The organism is Dehalococcoidia bacterium (assembly GCA_035310145.1).
Lineage (GTDB): Bacteria > Chloroflexota > Dehalococcoidia > CAUJGQ01 > CAUJGQ01 > CALFMN01.
In genome coordinates this window covers 41,784-58,494 of record DATGEL010000066.1, presented here as the reverse complement: position 1 = coordinate 58,494, position 16,711 = coordinate 41,784, and the positions used below count along the sequence as shown (strand labels likewise).

The following is a 16,711-nucleotide window of genomic DNA, read 5'->3' as shown; positions in this document are numbered from 1 at the left end:
CGATCGCGGCAAGCCGCACTGTCGCCCGCATGCGCTGGAGGATCCCGTGAGTGACACACAGACACGCGCCTACGGTCTCTGGGAGAGCCCACTCAGCCCCGCCTCGCTGGCGCAGGGCAAGCGGCTCAGCGAAGTGGCCTTCGACAGCGACGGCCGCACCGCCGTTTGGCTGGAGGGCCGGGGCGACCGCGGCGTGCTCGTCGCATCGCGCGACGACGATCTGGCGCCGCGCGACCTGACCGACACGCTTTCGGTGCGCGCGACGGTGGGCTACGGCGGCGGCGATTTCTGCGTCGGCGGCGGCGCGGTGATCTTCTGCTCCGGCGGCCGGCTCTACCGCCAGGATCTGGCCGGCGGCGTGGCGCGGCCGATCACTCCCGCCCTCGGAGCCGTTTCCTCGCCGCGCCTCTCGCCGGACGGCAAGTGGGTGCTGTTCCTCCAGTCGTCCGACCGCAAGGACTGCCTCGCCGTGGTGGACAGCGACGGCGAGCAGTGGCCGGCGAAGCTGGCGCAGGGCCGCGACTTCTACATGCAGCCACGCTGGAGCCACGACGGCCTGCGCGTCGCCTGGATCGCCTGGGACCACCCCAACATGCCCTGGGACGGCACAGAGCTCTGGGTCGCAGGATTCGACGCCGGCGACGGCGGCCCGCACCTACGCGAGGAGCGTTGCCTGGCCGGCGGCGCGGACGTCGCCATCTTTCAGCCCGAATTCGAGGCGGACGGCGCAGCGCTCACCTATGTGGCGGACACCGGCGGCTGGGGGCAAATCTACCGCCGGCTGCTGGCCGATGGCGAGGCGCGGCGCCTGACCGGCGGTTTCGCGGAGTACGGCCGGCCGGCCTGGCAGCAGGGCGCGCAGGCGTATGCCATCGCCGATGGCCAGCTAGCGGTCGTGCGCAGCTTCCGCGGCGAGCACAAGGCACAGGTCGTCGACAGCGCCTCCGGCGAGACGCGCGATCTGAAGGCTCTGAGCGGCTACACGTCCGTCGACTTTGTCACGGCCGCGCCCGATGGCGGGCGCCTGGCCCTGGTCGCCAGCGGGCCGACAATGCCGCCGCGCGTAATCTCGGTCGAACTACCGGATGGGCCGGCGCGCACGCTGGCGCGGGCGACGGGCGAGACGGTCCCACCAACCGCCCTCTCGCGGCCAGAGGCGGTCGAATGGCCCTCCTTTGACGGCGAAACGGCGCACGGCATCTTCTACCCGCCGGCCAACTCGCGCTTTCGCAGCCCCGGCACGCCTCCGCTCGTCGCGCTGATCCACGGGGGGCCGACCAGCCAGGTCACGCTCGGCTACAACCCGCAGGCGCAGTTCCTGGCCACGCGTGGCTACGCCGTGCTGCTGGTGAACTACCGCGGCAGCACCGGCTACGGCCGCGACTACATGCTGAAGCTGCGCCACAGTTGGGGCGTCTACGACGTCGAGGACACGCGCACCGGCTGCCTTGCCATGGCCGAACGCGGCCTGGTGGACGCGAACAAACGCGTGATCATGGGCGGCAGCGCCGGCGGCTTCACCGTCCTGCAGTCGCTGGTGTCGCATCCCGGCTTCTACACCGCCGGTGCCTGCCTGTTCGGCGTCGCCAACCAGTTCACGCTGGTGCAGGACACGCACAAGTTCGAAGAGCGCTACTCCGACTCGCTGCTCGGTCCCCTGCCCGAGGCGGCGGCGCTCTACCGGGAGCGCTCGCCCGTCTTCCACGCGGAGCGGATCAAGGACCCGGTGATAGTCTTCCAGGGCGACATCGACCAGGTGGTGCCGCCCTCGCAATCGGAGGAGGTCGTCGCTTCGCTGCGCGCCCGCGGCGTGCCGCACGAGTACCACGTCTTCGAGGGCGAAGGCCACGGCTGGCGCAAGACGGAAACGGTCGAGCGCTTTTACACCCTGCTCGACCGCTTCTTGCGCCAGTACGTGGTGTTCGTGTGACCTGCCGGCGACTCTCCGCCGCCGTGGTCTTCAGACCTGCCACCCGTGCCAGGTCCCGCTGCTGTGTGCGGGTCACCGCAGCGGGCGGCTGTGCCGAGATGCGGGAGTCGGTGCGGTCGCTCGCGCTCATACGGTCCTCACCCGGATGAGGGCTTTAATTGCCCGTCGTTCGTTCATGGCGTCGTACGCGTCCACGAGGCTGTCGAGGGTCGTCTCAAAGTCGAAGACGCGCCCCGGATTGATGCGGCCCGACAGCACGTCATCGAGCAGTTCGGGGATGTAAGCACGCGCCGGCGATACGCCGCCGCGCAAGCCGATATTGCGGTAGACGACGGCATCCATGACCGAGAAGTCGATGTTGTGCGGCGCCCCGATGGCGCCCACCGTCGAGCCCGCTCGGGCGATCGCCAGTGCCGTGGCCAGCGACTGGCCCGTGCCCACGCACTCGAGGGCAGCGTCCACGCCGACGCCCAGCGTCAGCTCCTTGACCGCCGCGACCGCCGCATCGCCCCGTTCGGCGAGTATGTCCGTGGCCCCGAACTCGCCGGCCAGCGCCTGGCGGACCGGGTTGCCGCTGAGGGCGATAATGCGGGCGGCGCCCAGACGCCTGGCGGCGATGATGGCGCAGAGTCCCACCGCGCCGTCTCCGATGACAGCGACCACGTTGCCCGGTCGCACGCCGCCGCAGACCGCCGCGTGGTGCCCCGTGCACATTACGTCGGAGAGCGCCGCCAGTGAGCGCAGGATTTCATCCGCATGGTCGGAGCCGGGCACCCGGACCAGGGTGGTCGTGGCCAAGGGGACGCGCACCGCCTCGCCCTGGCCGCCGTCGATGCCGTGATTGCCAAATGAGCCGCCGTTCATGCACTGCGACGGCACCCCCGCGCGGCAGTTGGCGCAGGTGCCATCGCAGTACGTGAACGGCGCGACGACGAAGTCGCCGGCCGCAAGGCCGCGCACATCTGAACCGACCGCGTCTATCACGCCGATGAACTCGTGGCCGATGGGTCCCAGGGCGTGCGGTGACTCACCACGGTAGTACCAGAGGTCGGAGCCGCATACGCAGCCCAAGACGACGCGCACGACGGCGTCGGTCGGCTCCTGGACAACGGGGTCGGGACGCTCACCCACCGTGATGGCGTGGGGACCGTTGTAGATCGCAGCACGCATGACAATGCCTCCTCACAGAGCGTCCGCGGGTGCCTCCTGCGGAGCCGCATGACCGCAAGGCTGCGGGTGCGTGGTGGCGTGCCTTGGAGTCCTCGGAGCGCTATGTCCAGTGAAGCGCACCGCCCCGTGGCCCGTCCAAGATCAGGTCGTTGTGCTGTGATTCGGCCAGGTTATGACCGGCGGGGGCTACCGCCGCGACCGCACGGCGCGCGTTGGCTGCTGGCCCAGTTCTTGGGCCAAGTCGACAAACCGCTGCGCCGCCAGAGACGGGGGTTGATGAAAGGCCACGCCAAGCGGGAGCGTTGGCTCCGGGTCGGCAAAGCGGCGATAGGTCACGCCGGGGTAGCGCAGCGTCGCCGCGCGGTCCTCCACAATCAGGGTGATGCCCGACCCTTCCGCAACGGCGACCAACATGCGCTCCTCGGACGGTTCCGTGCGCACGATGGGCGCCGCAGCGGCGCTGCCGTACACTAGGGCCAGACTGCGGTCGTAGCAGCCGGGGGTGTTGGCGCGCGGAAAATACACCAGCGGCTCACCGGCAAGCTGGTCGCGGCGGATGCGCCGACGTCGGCTGAGTGGATGCGTGCCAGGCAGCGCGACCATCAGGGCTTCGCTGGCGATGTCTACCCACCCGACTTCCGTCGTGCGCTCAAGCGGCGTATGCACAAAAGCGACGTCCAGCTCACCCGTACGTAGGCGCGCCACGTTGGCCGCGGTCGTTCCCGAGTCGGCGGTCAGCTCCACCCGCGAAAACCGCCGCTGGTACGCGCTGACGATGCGTGCGGGCAGGCCGCCAGCCATCGTGCGGAGGTAGCTCAGGTGCAGGTGGCCGCGGGCGCCGTCTGCAAGGGCGCGGGCGACCTCGGTAGCGCGGTCAACTTGGCGGACGATGGCCAGTGCCTCGGGCAGGAACACCGCGCCCTCGGGGGTCAAGCGAACGCCGCGCCGGGTACGTTCCAGCAGTTTCAACCCGAGTTCACCTTCCAGGCTGCGAATCCGCTGGCTCAGCGCCGGCTGGGAGATGAACAGGCGCTTGGCCGCGCGCCCGAAGTGCAGTTCGGAGGCGACCGTCACGAAATACCGAAGATGCCGCAGCTCCATAGGACAAGGATAGGCGCCGCGTATCACACCACAAGCACTGTTTCGAGGTGGACGCTGCCGGTAGTGGCCACACGGACCGTTTGGGTTCCACTGCCACGAAACTCATCCGCCGCACGGCCACGCGAGGGTTGGTGACACCCGCTCAAAACGATTCACAAAGGAGGGTCACCTTTACGCGTTTGCGAGCCCGCTTATGCAGAGCGACGCCCAGGCGAAATCGGGTGTGCCGTCCCTGGTCGGCCCGGACTCGGCGGGCTGGTCCAGTCGGCCAGTCACCGGGCTGTGCTGTCGCCCATGCCCGCGCTGAGCGCTGCCCGCCCTTGGGCGGCGAATCTGCCACTGGATCGCCGCCGATCCGTGCGAGGAAATCTGGCCCGCGGCCGCGGCTCGCCGTAGACGCTCAGGCTGGCGCGAACATCGGCAGCGACACTTCGCCCTCGCCCTGGTCTTCCCAGCGCACCTTCACCCGCTGGCCGATTTTTATCTCCTTCGTCGGGTCGGCGACGCCCACGACGTTCGAGAACATGCGGAAGCCTTCGTCCAGGTCGACGTAAGCGACAGCGTAGGCGCCCAGATCCTTGAAGGCGGGGTTCCGGTTCTGGCGGATCACGCTGTAGCTGTAGATCGTGCCCTCGCCCTTCGAGTCGTGCACGGTCTGCTTGCTGCTGCCGCAGTTCGGGCAGTGGCGCCGGGGGAAGAAGACCACCTTGCCGCACTCGTCGCAGGTTGCGTAGGTGAGCCGGTGCTCTTTGGTCGCCTGCCAGAAAGGCTCCGTGTCTGGTTCGGGGAAGCGGGGCAGCGGTCGCATTGCCATCTCGACTCCGTCTCGCCGGGCTGCACGGAACGCGCTCGCCCGGACTGTTTTTTTGTGCTTTGCCTCGGCTCATCCCGGCTCAGTCGCGGGCGAGGATGATCGTGCCGCCGCTGTGACGCGAGCCGAGCATGCCGCCGTTGCCGTGCGCCAGCGCCAGCTTCGCGTCCTTCACCTGCGAGGTCGATTCGCCGCGCAACTGCCGCGCCGACTCCAGCAGCAGGAAGATGCCGCGCATGCCGGGATGGTTCGAAGAGAGCCCGCCGCCGTCCGTGTTCAGCGGCAGCGAGCCGGTGTCGTAGCGCAGCCGCCCGCCCTGCACGAACTGCCCGCCCTCGCCCTTCTTGCAGAATCCGAGATCTTCGAGGATCGTCAGCACCGTGATCGTGAACGAGTCGTAAATCATGGCGATGTCGATCTCGTCCGGCCGTACGCCGGCCTCGCCGAAGGCGATCGGGCCGGACTGCTCGGCGGCGCTGCGCGTGATGTCGCGGTCGTTGGTTGGGTAGCGCGTCGCCTCGCCGGAGCCGATCAGCCAGACCGGCTTCTTCTTCGTGCCGCGCGCCACATCGGCCGAGGCGATCACCACCGCGCCGCCGCCGTCCGAGATCATGCAGGAGTCGAGCAGATGCAGCGGGTCGGCCACCATGCGGGACTCGACCACGTGCTGCACGGTGAGCTCGCCGGTATCGACAAAGCCCAGGTCGTCCATCGCCCTCACGGCCTGGGGGTTGCGCATGGCGTGGTGGCGCGTGGCCACCGAGATCTCGGCGAGTTGCTCCGATGTTGTGCCGTACTGGTACATGTGGCGCTGCGCCACCAGCGCGTAGTTGGAGATCAGGGTCATGCCCCACGGGTCTTCCATGTTGCCCACGGGGCTGGGTGGACCGGCGCTGGGCCTGCCGCCGGTGCCGATTGCCACGGAGTTCATGCGCGCGGTCGAGCCGTAGGTGAGCAGTGCGACCCGCGCCTTGCCGGCCGCGATGTCGCGCAGCGCGTGCGCGGCCTGGAACTCGTAGGAGCTGCCGCCGACCGCGGTCGTGTCGATCACGCTCGGCTGCCAGCCGAAGTACTCTGCGATGCCAAGTCCGGCCATGCCGCCGCCGTCGCCCGCGTCGTAGACCGCGTCCACGTCCGACCACTTCAGGCCGGCGTCATCGAGCGCCTGCTTGGCGCTCTCTGCCTTGATTTCCAGCGGGGTGATCCCTTCGACCTTGCGCAGGGGATACTCGTAGATCCCCACAATCGCGGCGTCTCGCCGCTGGCCGCCTGCTGTTGCCATGCTTCGCTCCTCGTGCGGCGCCGCCCGCGCCGTCATTTCGCTCGATGGCCGGGCGCGGGGTGCAAGGCCGCGGCGGCCACTACGGCTGGCCGGAGCCTATGCTACTGTCAGTAGCACGGGCGGGGCACGCGGTCAATCGCTGCGCCGCGCCCGCCGCCGCATTTGGCAGCGAGCGACGCCGCAACCATGCGCATCGGCCTCATCACGGACACCCATCTGCCGGCGCTCTTCCGCCAGCTCGACGGCCTGGGGCCGGAGTGCGGCGCCTTTCTGACCGGCGTCGACCTGATCCTGCACGGCGGCGATGTCACGGCGCCCTCGGTGCTCGACTGGCTGGCGCAGTTCGCGCCGGTCGTCGCCGCGCAGGGCAACAATGACGACTTCCACGACCCGCGGCTGCGCAAGGTGCAGTACCTTGAGCTGGAAGGCTGGCGCATCGGCATGGCGCATAACCTGGCGCCGGAGACGCAGCCGCTGCACGCCGTCCACTACCGCTGCTTCGATCGCCCGCTCGACATCATGATCGGCGGCCACACGCACCTCGAGCGGCTGCGCCACGAGCACGGCATGTTGCTGGTGAACTCCGGCAGCCCGATTCTGCCGCACCAAAAGGAGACCCGGCTGGGCACCGCCGCGCTGCTCGAGATTACGCCCGATCGCGTCCGCGCCGAGATCGTCGTGCTCGGTGAAACGCCCGGGCGCCCAAACCCGGGCCAGTCCGCACTGATCGAGCTTGAGCGCGACAGCTTTCATGCGGCGCATCAGCCGTAGCCGCCAGCAGGCCGGCTGACGCGAGGGCTGCGCTCAGCGCCGCGGGCGGCTAGCATGGAGAACGGCGGCGGAACACCGCGGCCTCCATTACCCCTTCTCATTTCGGAACGTCTCGCAAAGGTCTCACGAGGAGCGTGCCGTATGACCAGCAGCGTGCAACTGCCCGCTCTCGGCAATCTTTCGCCGGGCCAGCGTGTTCCCGCCATCCATGTGACCGCGCACAATGCCTCGCTGCACTCGGACAACAAGATCCACGATGATGAAGTCGCGAAGCGCTACGGCTTCGCCGGCGGCCTCGTGCCCGGAATCACCGTCTACGCCTACATGGCGCAGCCGCTGGCCGCGGTCGCCGGCGCCCGCTGGCTGAGCCACGGCGGCGCCACGGTCTCCTTGGTGCATCCGCTCTACGAGGGCGACGCGACGACGGCGAACGCCGAGGTCTTGCCGTCGGACGCGCACGAGCAAGGCCGCATTGGCTTCGATCTCTGGGCCGAAAACGGTGCCGGCCAGCGCTGCGGCACGGGCAGCGCCTGGATCGGCCTGACGGAGCGCACCGAGCCCGTCCCGCTCCCCGATTATGTCGCGCACGATCCCGGCCCGCCGCCCGCCCCTCGCCCCGACCTCGCACTGGAAACCGCGCCCGTCGGTCAGCCGCTCGCCCGACTCGTCTTGCCGACCTCGGCCGCCGGCGCCCGCGAGTACGCCGACGGGGTGTTCGAGACGAATCCGCTCTTCCGCGAGGGCTCGCCCTGGGGGCCGCCGCTGCTGCACCCCGGCTGGCTGCTGAGCAACTGCAATACGATCTTCTCCAGGAGCTTCGCCTTCGGCCCATGGATTCACACCCGCTCGGAGATCGAGTATCTCGGTCCAGCCCTCGCCGGGCGCACGCTGACGCTGCACGGCCGCCTGGTGGAGGCCTTTGAGAAGCGACAACATCACTACGCGGTGCTCGATCTCTTCTGTGAGGACGATACGAGCGCGCCCGTGATGCACGTGAGGCACACGGCCATCTTCAAGGTGCATCCCCGCGCGTGAGCGGCAGCGGCTACTACAACGGTGCGGTGGAATTCCTGATCCCGGACGGCACGCCGGTGCCGGCGACTTGCGATGCCGGTTTCCGCCAGGGCCGCTGGATGGGCGTGGTGAATCTGGGTGAGACGGATCGGCGCATCGAGCGCGGCGATGTCTGCCAGCTCGTGCTGCGCGAGGAGCGGCTGCGTATCGTGATCACGGACCAGGTCGGCAGCAAGCGCTACAGCTTCATCGCCCTCATCAAGCCTGACCCCTTCGAGACGCTGTGAAGCCTCCGATGAGCATGCCGCCGTTGTCCACCCGGCTGCCAGAAGACGATACCGCCGGCGAGTTCGAGCCAGTGCGCGCCGCGGCTGCAGAAATTGCCGCCGCTGCCGGCGCCGAGTTGCAACACCGCTTCGCTGCGCCAGGACAGGTGCGCTTCAAGTCCAGGAAGGACGCCGATCCCGTCACCGAGGCGGACGAGGCGGTCGAGCGCTTCGTACGGCAGCGCGTCGCCGAGCGCTTTCCGGCGCACGACGTGCTCGGCGAAGAGGGCGGCGGCTCGACGCATCCTGGTGAGTGGCTCTGGGTAGTGGACCCGCTGGACGGCACGGCGAATTTCGCCAACGGGCTCGCGGTCTTCGCCGTTTCGATCGGCGTGCTGCACCGCCTGCGCCCCGTGGCCGCCGCGCTCTACACGACCTTCGGGCCGGAGGGACGCCCCTGCGTGCTCAGCGCCCGCCTCGGCGGCGGCCTGCTCTGCGACGGCGAGCTGTTCGTCCAGCCTGCTGCCGCGCTCTCCAAGCGCGCCCGTCTCTCCGGCGTGCCGGCAGGCATTCACCGCGCCTTCGCCCTCTGGCGGCTGCGCGGCCAGCTTCCGGGCGAGACCCGCTCCTTCGGCAGCACGGCGGCTGAGCTGGGTCTCGTCGCCACCGGTCGCTGGCAGTACGCGGTCTTCAGTTCGCCGCGGCTGTGGGACGTGGCCGCGGGCATCCTGCTGGTTCGCGAGTCGGGCGGGGCGGTCTATGGCGACCGGCGCGGTCGCTGGCAGCCGCTGGAGCGGATTGCGCCGCCGCGCGGCAAGCCGCTCAGCGAATGGAAGCAGGCCGTGATCGCGGGCGACGCGGCGTTACTGGGCCAGCTGACCGGAAAGGTGCGCGTACGCCGCTCGCCGCGCGAACGGGCGGAACGGCTGTTCGGCCCGGAGTGTGTCGATCGCGCCGTCTCCGGCTGGGATCGGCGCGGCGCTCCGGCCGTCCGGCGATTGCTGCGGTTGCGCTCAGCGGTCGCCCGCCGAGTTGGCCGCGAGAGTTGAGGCGCCTTCCACGCCTGGACGTCAACCCTCCGCGTCCGCATGGGATGCCATACGCGCCGCCAGCCTGATCGCCGCGATCATGTTCGCGGGGTTCGCCACGCCCTTGCCGGCGATGTCGAAGGCCGTGCCGTGGTCGGGCGAGGTGCGGATGATCGGAAGGCCCAGCGTCACGTTCACCGCGGAATCGAACTCGATCATCTTGACCGGGATGTGGCCCTGGTCGTGGTACATCGCCACCACGCCGTCGAACTCGCCGGCCGCGGCCCGCCGGAAGATCGTGTCGGCTGGATATGGTCCGGAGATGGCGCAATCCGCCGTCGCCGCCTGCGCCGCCGCAATTGCCGGGGCAAGCACCTCGATCTCCTCTGATCCGAACAGCCCGCCCTCGCCCGCGTGCGGATTCAGACCGGCGACGGCGATGCGCGGCTTCGGAAAGCCCAGCCGGCGCAGCGCCGCGGCCGTGAGCGTGAAGACCTGCCGCAGCCGCTCCGCGCTGGGCGGCAGCGCGGCTTCGCGAAGCGCGCGATGGCCGGTGACGTGGCTGACGCGCAGACGCTCTCCCGCGAGCAACATGCAGACGCCCCCCGCGCCGGTGCGCACCGCCAGCAGCTCCGTGTGACCGTCGTACGCGTAGCCGGCCAGGCGCATCGCCTCCTTGTTCAGCGGCGCCGTCACGATCCCGGCGACGCGGCCGGCCAGGGCGAGATCGCATGCCGTCTCGACGGCCCGCACGGCCACGTCGCCCGCTTCGGCGGACAGGACGCCGAAGGGCGGCGGTTCACCGCTTCGGATGGGCACATCGAGGAGGGCAATCCGTCCTGGGGATGGGTCAGCGTCCAGTGCCGCCGCTTCGATTATGTCGAGCGGCCAATCAAAGCCGCAGAGTTCCAGCGCCCGGCAAAGCGTTGCCGCGTCGCCGACTAGCAGTGGGCGACAGGCGGCCCGCACGGCGGGAATCGCCAGGGCTTTCACAACGACCTCGGCGCCGATTCCCGCGGGATCGCCCAGGGTGATCGCGATGAGCGGCCGTGAACTTCCCATGATTACACCGCGGCGCCCGGCTCGACCGACGGAAGGCTACCTGCCGCGCCCCGTAGCCGTTCGATGATTCGTACCAGCCCATCGTCCGGCCCGTGAGCGCCACTCTTCGTCACAATCGGGATTCCATTGGTGAGACCACCACGCATGACACCGAGCGGCGCGCCTGGAAACACCTCGTCGACCAACTCGATGTGCTCGGTCCCGAACCGACTGCAGAGAGCCGCCGCAGTGTCGCCGCCCGACACCACGAGCGCGTCAACCAGTGGTTCGCCGTTCGGCGTAGTCCGCTCGATCAGCCGCTGCGCCATCGTCGCCAGCGATTGCAAGATCGCGTCGGAGTTCCAGCGGCTCATGTTGTCGAGGAAGGGCGGCAGTACAATGGCACACTCTTCGCGCCGCAGCACGGTCTCAAGCAGGCGCATGAATTCCCATTTCGCCGGGTCCACTGCCCATCCGTAATACACAGGCGACAAAACGCCTGCTCGTTCGCGCACGGCATGCGCGATCTGAGCGCGGGCGCGGGGATGCGGACTACCGATCACGACCAGAATACGCCTTGCTCTGAGGTGAGTTTCTTCGATGCCGCGCCTTGCGGAACGCGGAAGCAACACGCTTAGCTGGCGGGCTAGTCCCGCGGAGCCTGAAATCGCATGCAATAGCCCGGCGTCGACCACCGCACGCGCGATGCGGGCCAGGTCGTCGGGAGTCTCGGCGTCCGCCACGGTGATGCCCGCGGCCAGCGCACGCACGCGCGCGGTCAGCTCCTCCTGGCTCCCGCGCACGGAGCCCAACGGGATCGTGCTAATCGGCAGGAACGAATGCCTGCCGAGCAGCGCCGGCACGGACGATTCTGTAGCCGGCGTGCGCGGATCGCGGCCAACCTCACTCTCGGCGAGCGGCACGCCGCCCACATACAGGACACCATCGCGGACGCTGCGCCGCGAGGGTGGGAAGGCAGGCGACATGAGCACACCCGGTTCGCCGGTGGCCGCGAGGTAAGCGGCCAGCTCAGATTCGGGGTTACCCCGCAGCGCGGAATCGACCTTATGGAAGAGCAGCCTGGGCCACAGCAGCAGCGCCGTGAGATGCGCGAGCCGCACATGCCTCGCCGCTTGGACGCTACCTACGTGGCGCGACACGGTCGACACGCCGATCGCCAACTCGCCCGCGGGCAATGCCCGGTCTGCCACTGCCTGCTCGAAGCGGCGCAACGTAGGGAAGACCAGCACGTGATCGACAACGGGCAGGAACTGCACAACCGTGTCGGCCGCGCCGGTCAGATCGTCGGCAACGACGATGTCGATCGTCACGGCGTTCAGACCGGCGGCCAGGGCACCGGGCGACGGTAGCCCGATTCAGGGAAGCGCCGGTCGCGCAGCAGCCGCTCGAGTCGCTGGCGCAGGGCACTTAGCTCTTGCCGGCTCAACAACTCGCGCAATTGCGCCGCTGTCGCGTGGTCGCGCTCAAGCAAAGCCCGCAGCGCCTCCAGATCGCGCAGCAGCGCCGGCGGCGCGGGCTCGCCGGCGTAGTCCCAGATCACCGTGCGCAGCTTCAGCTCGTGGTGGAAGGTCAATCCGTGGTCGATGCCCCAAACGCGCCCGTCTACGCCCAGCAGGCAGTGACCGCCCTTGCGGTCGCCGTTGTTGGCCACCACGTCGAACAGCGCCATCCGCTGCAGCTCGAACTGGCGTGATTCCCGCAGGTTGAAGAACGTGACCCGCGGATTATGCTCGATGAAGAGCTGGGCGCTGCCGACGCCGTGCGGACCGTCGCGCACGATCGTCGGCGGCACGAGCTGCCAGCCGAGCAACTCACTGAGCACGTATGCCGCCGCCTCACGCTTGTAGAGTGAGCCGCCGGGATAGTCCCAAAGCGGCGCCTCGCCGCGCTTCGGCTTGTAGACGGCAAGGCCCTTGCCCGCCTCGCCGGCGTCGAGCTGCAGGACGAAGGCGTAGTTCGAGCCGCTGGGGATCAGATCGAAACCCTGGATCTCGGCTTCGCGCAGAATTTCGAGAATGTCCGGCCGATCGGGGCACCAATTCTTGCCCATCCAGGCGCCTGAATCGCCAGTTGCCATGCCGTCCATCTCTGCGCGCGGCGGTGCGGCTGCCCCGCACCGCCAGTATACTGCGGCCCGGAGCCGCGGCCACGCGGCCAAGCCGCAGGACGGCCGCGCCAGGGACCTAGCAGATGGCGATTACGTTCGGTGTGTTGGCGGGGCATGGCGGCGACTGGCTTGGCGATGCCGAGATCGCCGAGGCGCTCGGCTTCGACTCGGTTTGGGTGGGCGACCACGTGCTCTGGCACGCGCCCTCGCCCGATCCGGCCGTCGTGCTGGGCGCGCTCGCCGCCCGCACCAGGCGCGTACGCATCGGCAGCGGGGTGATGCTGGCGGCGCTGCGGCCGCCGCTGGTGATCGCCAAGCAGGCCGCAACGCTGGACCTGCTCAGCGGCGGGCGCTTTATCCTCGGCGTCGGCGCCGGCGGGGAGAACCCGCTCGAGTTCGACAACGTCGGCATCGGTGTACACGAGCGCGGCGGCCGCCTCGACGAGACGCTGGCGATCTGCCGGGCGCTCTGGACGCGGCCCGAAGTGAACTTCGACGGCCGCTTCTACCGGCTACGCGCCGCGCGCTTCGATCTTCAGCCCGCGACCGCCGGCGGGCCGCCGATTTGGGTCGGCGGGCGATCGGCCGCGGCTCTGCGCCGCACCGGGCGGCTGGGCGACGGCTGGCTCGCCTTCGCCGTCACCCCGGAGCGCTTTGCCGCCGGCTGGCGAAGGGTGCGCAAGGAGGCCGAGCTGGCCGGGCGCGACCCGGATGTTCTCACGCCGGCCCTGCAGCTCTGGTGCTCCTACGCCGATGACTCGAAGACTGCCCGCAAGGTGATTGCGCCGGCAATCGAGGCGTTCTACAGCGTGCCGTACGAGCGCTTCGCACGCTACTGCATCGCCGGCAACGCGGCGGACTGGCGCAGCGGTCTGCAGGCGTACGTCGACGCCGGCGTGCGGCACATCAACCTCATCCCGGCGGGCGGTGATGTCGCAGGGCAACTTGTTCAGATTGCGGAGACGACTCTGCCGGCCTTCGCCTGATGCCTCGGCTCACTTGAAGGGAATCCAGCCGCGCTTGCGGCTGCGGAAGGGCGGCTTCGTCTCACGGACCTTTTGCACCGCGCCGGCGATCTGCGCCACGCTGCCGCTCGCGTGCGGCGCGCCGGGCAGCGCCGCCGTGCGCTCCTGCACGCGCGCGTTGATCGCGCGCACGCGGTCGAGCGCGGGCACCGCCTTCTCGTTCGTTAGTCGATGCACCGCCTTCATCCCCTTGCGCCCAAAGAAGAGGATGGCGAGCGCGATGGCGAACACGACGAGGCCGAGCACGATGAACATGACGCCGGCGATCACCGTCCATAGATCGGCCCACCAGCCGAGGCTGCCGGTGCCGCGGTCGGCAAACCGCGCCGCGGCATGGGCGGCCGGAACGAGCTTCGCCCAGAGCAGGTAGGTCATGACGTCCTCCGGCGCCGGATCGTGCGGCGGCTACTCCTTCTGGCCGCATAAGCCGATTCTATACAATGGGGTGACTCTTCCAATCATGGCTATCCCCTTTCGGGTGTACGATAAGGGAAATCCGTGAAGGAGTTCACAGACGATGGTCGCCAGGTTGGTAGCGCCAGCATACGAGATACGCGCGAAAACGATCATCCGCAATCCATCGCAGGCCGATCTGCATCGCTTCACCGCCGAGATGCCCAATGCGCGGCCCACGGAGTTCGGCAATCTGAACGTGAAGGCGCGCGTCGATGCGCGCTCGAAGGCCAGCACCTACATTGTGACGGACCAACCGGAGCAGCATTCAGACCAGACGATTTCGCGGGCCGAGGGGCGGCGCATCGCCGAGTATCAGGACGCCTACATCGCCGATCAGGACATGCTGGTGATCGACGGCTGGATCGGCAGCGATCCGCAGTTTCGCGTCGCGGCGCGACTTGTCATCGAAAAGGCCAACGCCAATATCGCCGGCATGCAGCAGTACCTCTATTACAGCAACGATCTGCCTTCCGAACCGAAGCTCACCATTATCTACACGCCGAATCTGCAGGCGCCCGGCTATCCCAATGACCGCCTGATCGCCGTTGACCTCGATGCGGGCGTGACGCGCGTGCTCAACTCCGACTACTTCGGTGAGTCGAAGAAGGGCGGCCTGCGCATGTGGAACAAGATCGTGCAGGACCGCGGCGGCCTGGCGCTGCACGCCGGCTGCAAGGTGATCCCCGTGGGCGACCGCGAGAAGGTGATGCTGATCGTCGGCCTCTCCGGCACGGGCAAGACGACCACGACCTTCACCCGCCAGAACGGCTCGCGGCCGGTGCAGGACGATTTCGTCGCGCTGATGCCCGGCGGCCGCGTCTACACCACCGAGGACGGCTGCTTCGCCAAGACCTTCGCCCTCGACCCGCAGTTCGAGCCCGCCATCCACGGCGCGGTGGTGCGCGACAACGCCTATCTGGAAAACGTCTCCGTGAACGCGGCGGGCAAGGTCGACTTCTTCGATACGTCGTACACCCAGAACGGCCGCGCCGTCTTCCCGATGTCCAGCATCGACGCCTATGACCCTGCGAAGCTCGGCCCGGTGGACTTCTTCCTGATTCTCAACCGCAACGACAACATTATCCCAGCCGTGGCCAAGCTTTCGCAGGCGCAGGCCGCGGCGTACTTCATGCTCGGTGAGACGCAAGGCACGAGCGCCGGCGGCAAGGACGAGATGGGCAAGGCGCTCCGCGTGCCCGGCACCAATCCGTTCTTCCCCTTGCTGCACGCCATGCAAGGCAACCGCTTCCTGGAGCTGCTGCAGTCGCACCCGATCGAGGTCTTCCTGCTGAACACCGGCTGGGTCGGCGGCGGCGACGGCGACCCACACGCCAAGAAGGTCAAGATTCCGCACTCCTCCGCCGTGGTGAAGGCGATCGCCGAGGGCACGATTCGCTGGCAGCAGGATCCCGACTTCGGCTACCAGATCGCCGCTACGCTGCCGAGCATTGCGCCCGACGACAGCGATCTGCTGCAGCCGCGCCTGAAGTACGAGCGCGAAGGCCGGCTCGAAGAATACAACCAGATCGTGGCGAAGCTGAAGCGCGAGCGGGCGGCGGCCTTCGCCGAATATCCCGGCCTCGGCGCCGAGATCGTGGCGGCCATCAGCTAGCCCGCCGGTTCTCGACTGCCTTGCGAGCGCCCCTGCTGGCCCAAACCAAGCGGGGGCGCTTTGCCGTGCCTGGCGTTCATTTTCACGGCCATCTAGCGGCAAGCGTGCAGCGCCATGCGGCGTAACCGCTGCTCGGTTATGGCTCGCCCGAGTCGAACGCTACGTAATGCGTCGGAATTTCTTGACACGTCGGATGATTCCGACGTAATCTAAGTCATGGCACAAGACGTGTATAGCGCGTTGGCTAATCCGGTGCGCCGGCAGATTCTGGAGTTGTTGCGGGGCGGTCCTCGGGCCGTCAACGATCTGGCGGGCCAGTTCGCGCTGGGTCGCCCCGCGATCTCCGAGCACCTGCAGGTACTCAGGCGTGTGCACCTCGTGCGGGAAGAGCCACGTGGTCAGCAGCGCTACTACCACCTGGAGGCCCTTCCCCTGGCCGAGGTGGACGAGTGGCTGCATCCGTTCGAGCGCTACTGGCGGGGCCGGATGCGGGCGCTTCGCCAACTGCTGGACGAGGAGCAGAGATGAGCGAGGGTCGGGGCAGGATCGAATGCGACGAGTTCCTCGCCCATCCGCCGTCGGTGGTGTGGCGCGCGATCACCGATCCTGGCTTGCAGGCGCGGTGGTGGGCGCCGGGCGATGTGCGACCGGTGGTCGGCCACTGCTTCACTCTCGACCTGGGCGGACTGGGCGAGATGGCGTGCGAGGTGCTGGCCGTGGAGCCGGAACGGATGATTCGCTACCGCCTGGGTGGCGGTTCGATCGACACGATCCTGACCTGGCGCCTGGTGCCGGAGGGCCGTGGGACCAGGCTGCTGCTCATGCAGGAGGGCTTCGACTTTGACTCGCCGCTGGCCAGGGACGTCTACGAACGCATGAACCAGGGGTGGCCGATCGTGTTGCACCGCATGGAGCCCGTGCTGCGGGAGTTCGCCATCTACTAACACTATCGCCATGACGGCCGCTCATACGGCCGCCCCCATCGATGAATGTCGTCGCTTCAGGACACCCGCCGAACAGCGGCCACAACGAGCCTCTACTGGCGAGCTGGTCACGCCGGCGGGAGCCGGGCTGCA

17 protein-coding genes are annotated in these 16,711 nt (G+C 68.6%); 9 read left to right on the top strand and 8 right to left on the bottom strand.

Annotation, left to right across the window (positions count from 1 at the left end; translation table 11 throughout):
• Window positions 1-46 precede the first annotated feature (46 nt).
• A complete protein-coding gene (locus VKV26_13105) occupies window positions 47-1,930 on the top strand; it encodes a S9 family peptidase (protein HLZ70833.1) in 1,884 nt (627 codons plus the stop codon).
• A 126-nt stretch (window positions 1,931-2,056) separates the two neighbouring features.
• On the opposite strand, the gene VKV26_13100 is transcribed toward VKV26_13105, so the two are convergent.
• The 4 genes from VKV26_13100 to VKV26_13085 form a co-directional block, all read right to left on the bottom strand.
• Window positions 2,057-3,100 (bottom strand): alcohol dehydrogenase catalytic domain-containing protein, encoded by a 1,044-nt coding sequence (locus VKV26_13100; protein ID HLZ70832.1) that lies wholly within the window; start codon window positions 3,098-3,100, stop codon window positions 2,057-2,059.
• 186 nt (window positions 3,101-3,286) lie between these two features.
• Window positions 3,287-4,201: a LysR substrate-binding domain-containing protein gene (locus VKV26_13095; GenBank protein ID HLZ70831.1), complete on the bottom strand. Its 915-nt coding sequence runs from the start codon at window positions 4,199-4,201 to the stop codon at window positions 3,287-3,289.
• A 400-nt stretch (window positions 4,202-4,601) separates the two neighbouring features.
• The gene (locus VKV26_13090; GenBank protein ID HLZ70830.1) at window positions 4,602-5,015 is read right to left on the bottom strand and encodes a Zn-ribbon domain-containing OB-fold protein; all 414 of its coding nucleotides are present in this window, start codon (window positions 5,013-5,015) and stop codon (window positions 4,602-4,604) included.
• 79 nt (window positions 5,016-5,094) lie between these two features.
• A complete protein-coding gene (locus tag VKV26_13085; GenBank protein HLZ70829.1) occupies window positions 5,095-6,294 on the bottom strand; it encodes a thiolase domain-containing protein in 1,200 nt (399 codons plus the stop codon).
• Between the two features lie 186 nt (window positions 6,295-6,480).
• Between VKV26_13085 and VKV26_13080 the strand changes: the two genes are divergently transcribed.
• From VKV26_13080 to VKV26_13065, 4 genes are all read left to right on the top strand, one after another.
• Window positions 6,481-7,065, top strand: coding sequence for a metallophosphoesterase family protein (locus VKV26_13080; protein ID HLZ70828.1), 585 nt, complete (start codon window positions 6,481-6,483; stop codon window positions 7,063-7,065).
• Window positions 7,066-7,206: 141 nt separating this feature from the next.
• A complete protein-coding gene (locus VKV26_13075) occupies window positions 7,207-8,100 on the top strand; it encodes a hypothetical protein (protein ID HLZ70827.1) in 894 nt (297 codons plus the stop codon).
• The gene (locus tag VKV26_13070; protein HLZ70826.1) at window positions 8,097-8,366 is read left to right on the top strand and encodes a hypothetical protein; all 270 of its coding nucleotides are present in this window, start codon (window positions 8,097-8,099) and stop codon (window positions 8,364-8,366) included. Before VKV26_13075 ends, VKV26_13070 begins: the two co-directional genes overlap by 4 nt.
• An 8-nt stretch (window positions 8,367-8,374) precedes the next feature.
• A complete protein-coding gene (locus VKV26_13065; GenBank protein ID HLZ70825.1) occupies window positions 8,375-9,394 on the top strand; it encodes an inositol monophosphatase family protein in 1,020 nt (339 codons plus the stop codon).
• Window positions 9,395-9,415: 21 nt separating this feature from the next.
• On the opposite strand, the gene pdxA is transcribed toward VKV26_13065, so the two are convergent.
• Genes pdxA through VKV26_13050 form a run of 3 tightly spaced genes read right to left on the bottom strand, consistent with a single transcriptional unit; the run spans window position 9,416 to window position 12,485 of the window.
• A complete protein-coding gene (gene pdxA, locus VKV26_13060) occupies window positions 9,416-10,435 on the bottom strand; it encodes a 4-hydroxythreonine-4-phosphate dehydrogenase PdxA (protein ID HLZ70824.1) in 1,020 nt (339 codons plus the stop codon).
• 2 nt (window positions 10,436-10,437) lie between these two features.
• Window positions 10,438-11,745 carry a four-carbon acid sugar kinase family protein gene (locus VKV26_13055; GenBank protein HLZ70823.1) on the bottom strand — a complete coding sequence of 436 codons (1,308 nt, stop codon included), beginning with the start codon at window positions 11,743-11,745 and terminating at the stop codon, window positions 10,438-10,440.
• 5 nt (window positions 11,746-11,750) lie between these two features.
• The gene (locus VKV26_13050) at window positions 11,751-12,485 is read right to left on the bottom strand and encodes an SCO1664 family protein (GenBank protein HLZ70822.1); all 735 of its coding nucleotides are present in this window, start codon (window positions 12,483-12,485) and stop codon (window positions 11,751-11,753) included.
• 140 nt (window positions 12,486-12,625) lie between these two features.
• Here VKV26_13050 and VKV26_13045 point away from each other — a divergent pair, with 140 nt between their 5' ends.
• Window positions 12,626-13,528 carry an LLM class flavin-dependent oxidoreductase gene (locus VKV26_13045; GenBank protein HLZ70821.1) on the top strand — a complete coding sequence of 301 codons (903 nt, stop codon included), beginning with the start codon at window positions 12,626-12,628 and terminating at the stop codon, window positions 13,526-13,528.
• Between the two features lie 9 nt (window positions 13,529-13,537).
• On the opposite strand, the gene VKV26_13040 is transcribed toward VKV26_13045, so the two are convergent.
• Window positions 13,538-13,942, bottom strand: coding sequence for a hypothetical protein (locus VKV26_13040; protein HLZ70820.1), 405 nt, complete (start codon window positions 13,940-13,942; stop codon window positions 13,538-13,540).
• A 142-nt stretch (window positions 13,943-14,084) separates the two neighbouring features.
• Between VKV26_13040 and VKV26_13035 the strand changes: the two genes are divergently transcribed.
• From VKV26_13035 to VKV26_13025, 3 genes are all read left to right on the top strand, one after another.
• The gene (locus tag VKV26_13035; GenBank protein HLZ70819.1) at window positions 14,085-15,635 is read left to right on the top strand and encodes a phosphoenolpyruvate carboxykinase; all 1,551 of its coding nucleotides are present in this window, start codon (window positions 14,085-14,087) and stop codon (window positions 15,633-15,635) included.
• 216 nt (window positions 15,636-15,851) lie between these two features.
• Window positions 15,852-16,163 (top strand): metalloregulator ArsR/SmtB family transcription factor, encoded by a 312-nt coding sequence (locus VKV26_13030; protein ID HLZ70818.1) that lies wholly within the window; start codon window positions 15,852-15,854, stop codon window positions 16,161-16,163.
• A complete protein-coding gene (locus VKV26_13025) occupies window positions 16,160-16,579 on the top strand; it encodes an SRPBCC domain-containing protein (GenBank protein HLZ70817.1) in 420 nt (139 codons plus the stop codon). The genes VKV26_13030 and VKV26_13025 overlap by 4 nt, the downstream gene beginning before the upstream one ends.
• The last annotated feature ends 132 nt before the right edge of the window (window positions 16,580-16,711 follow it).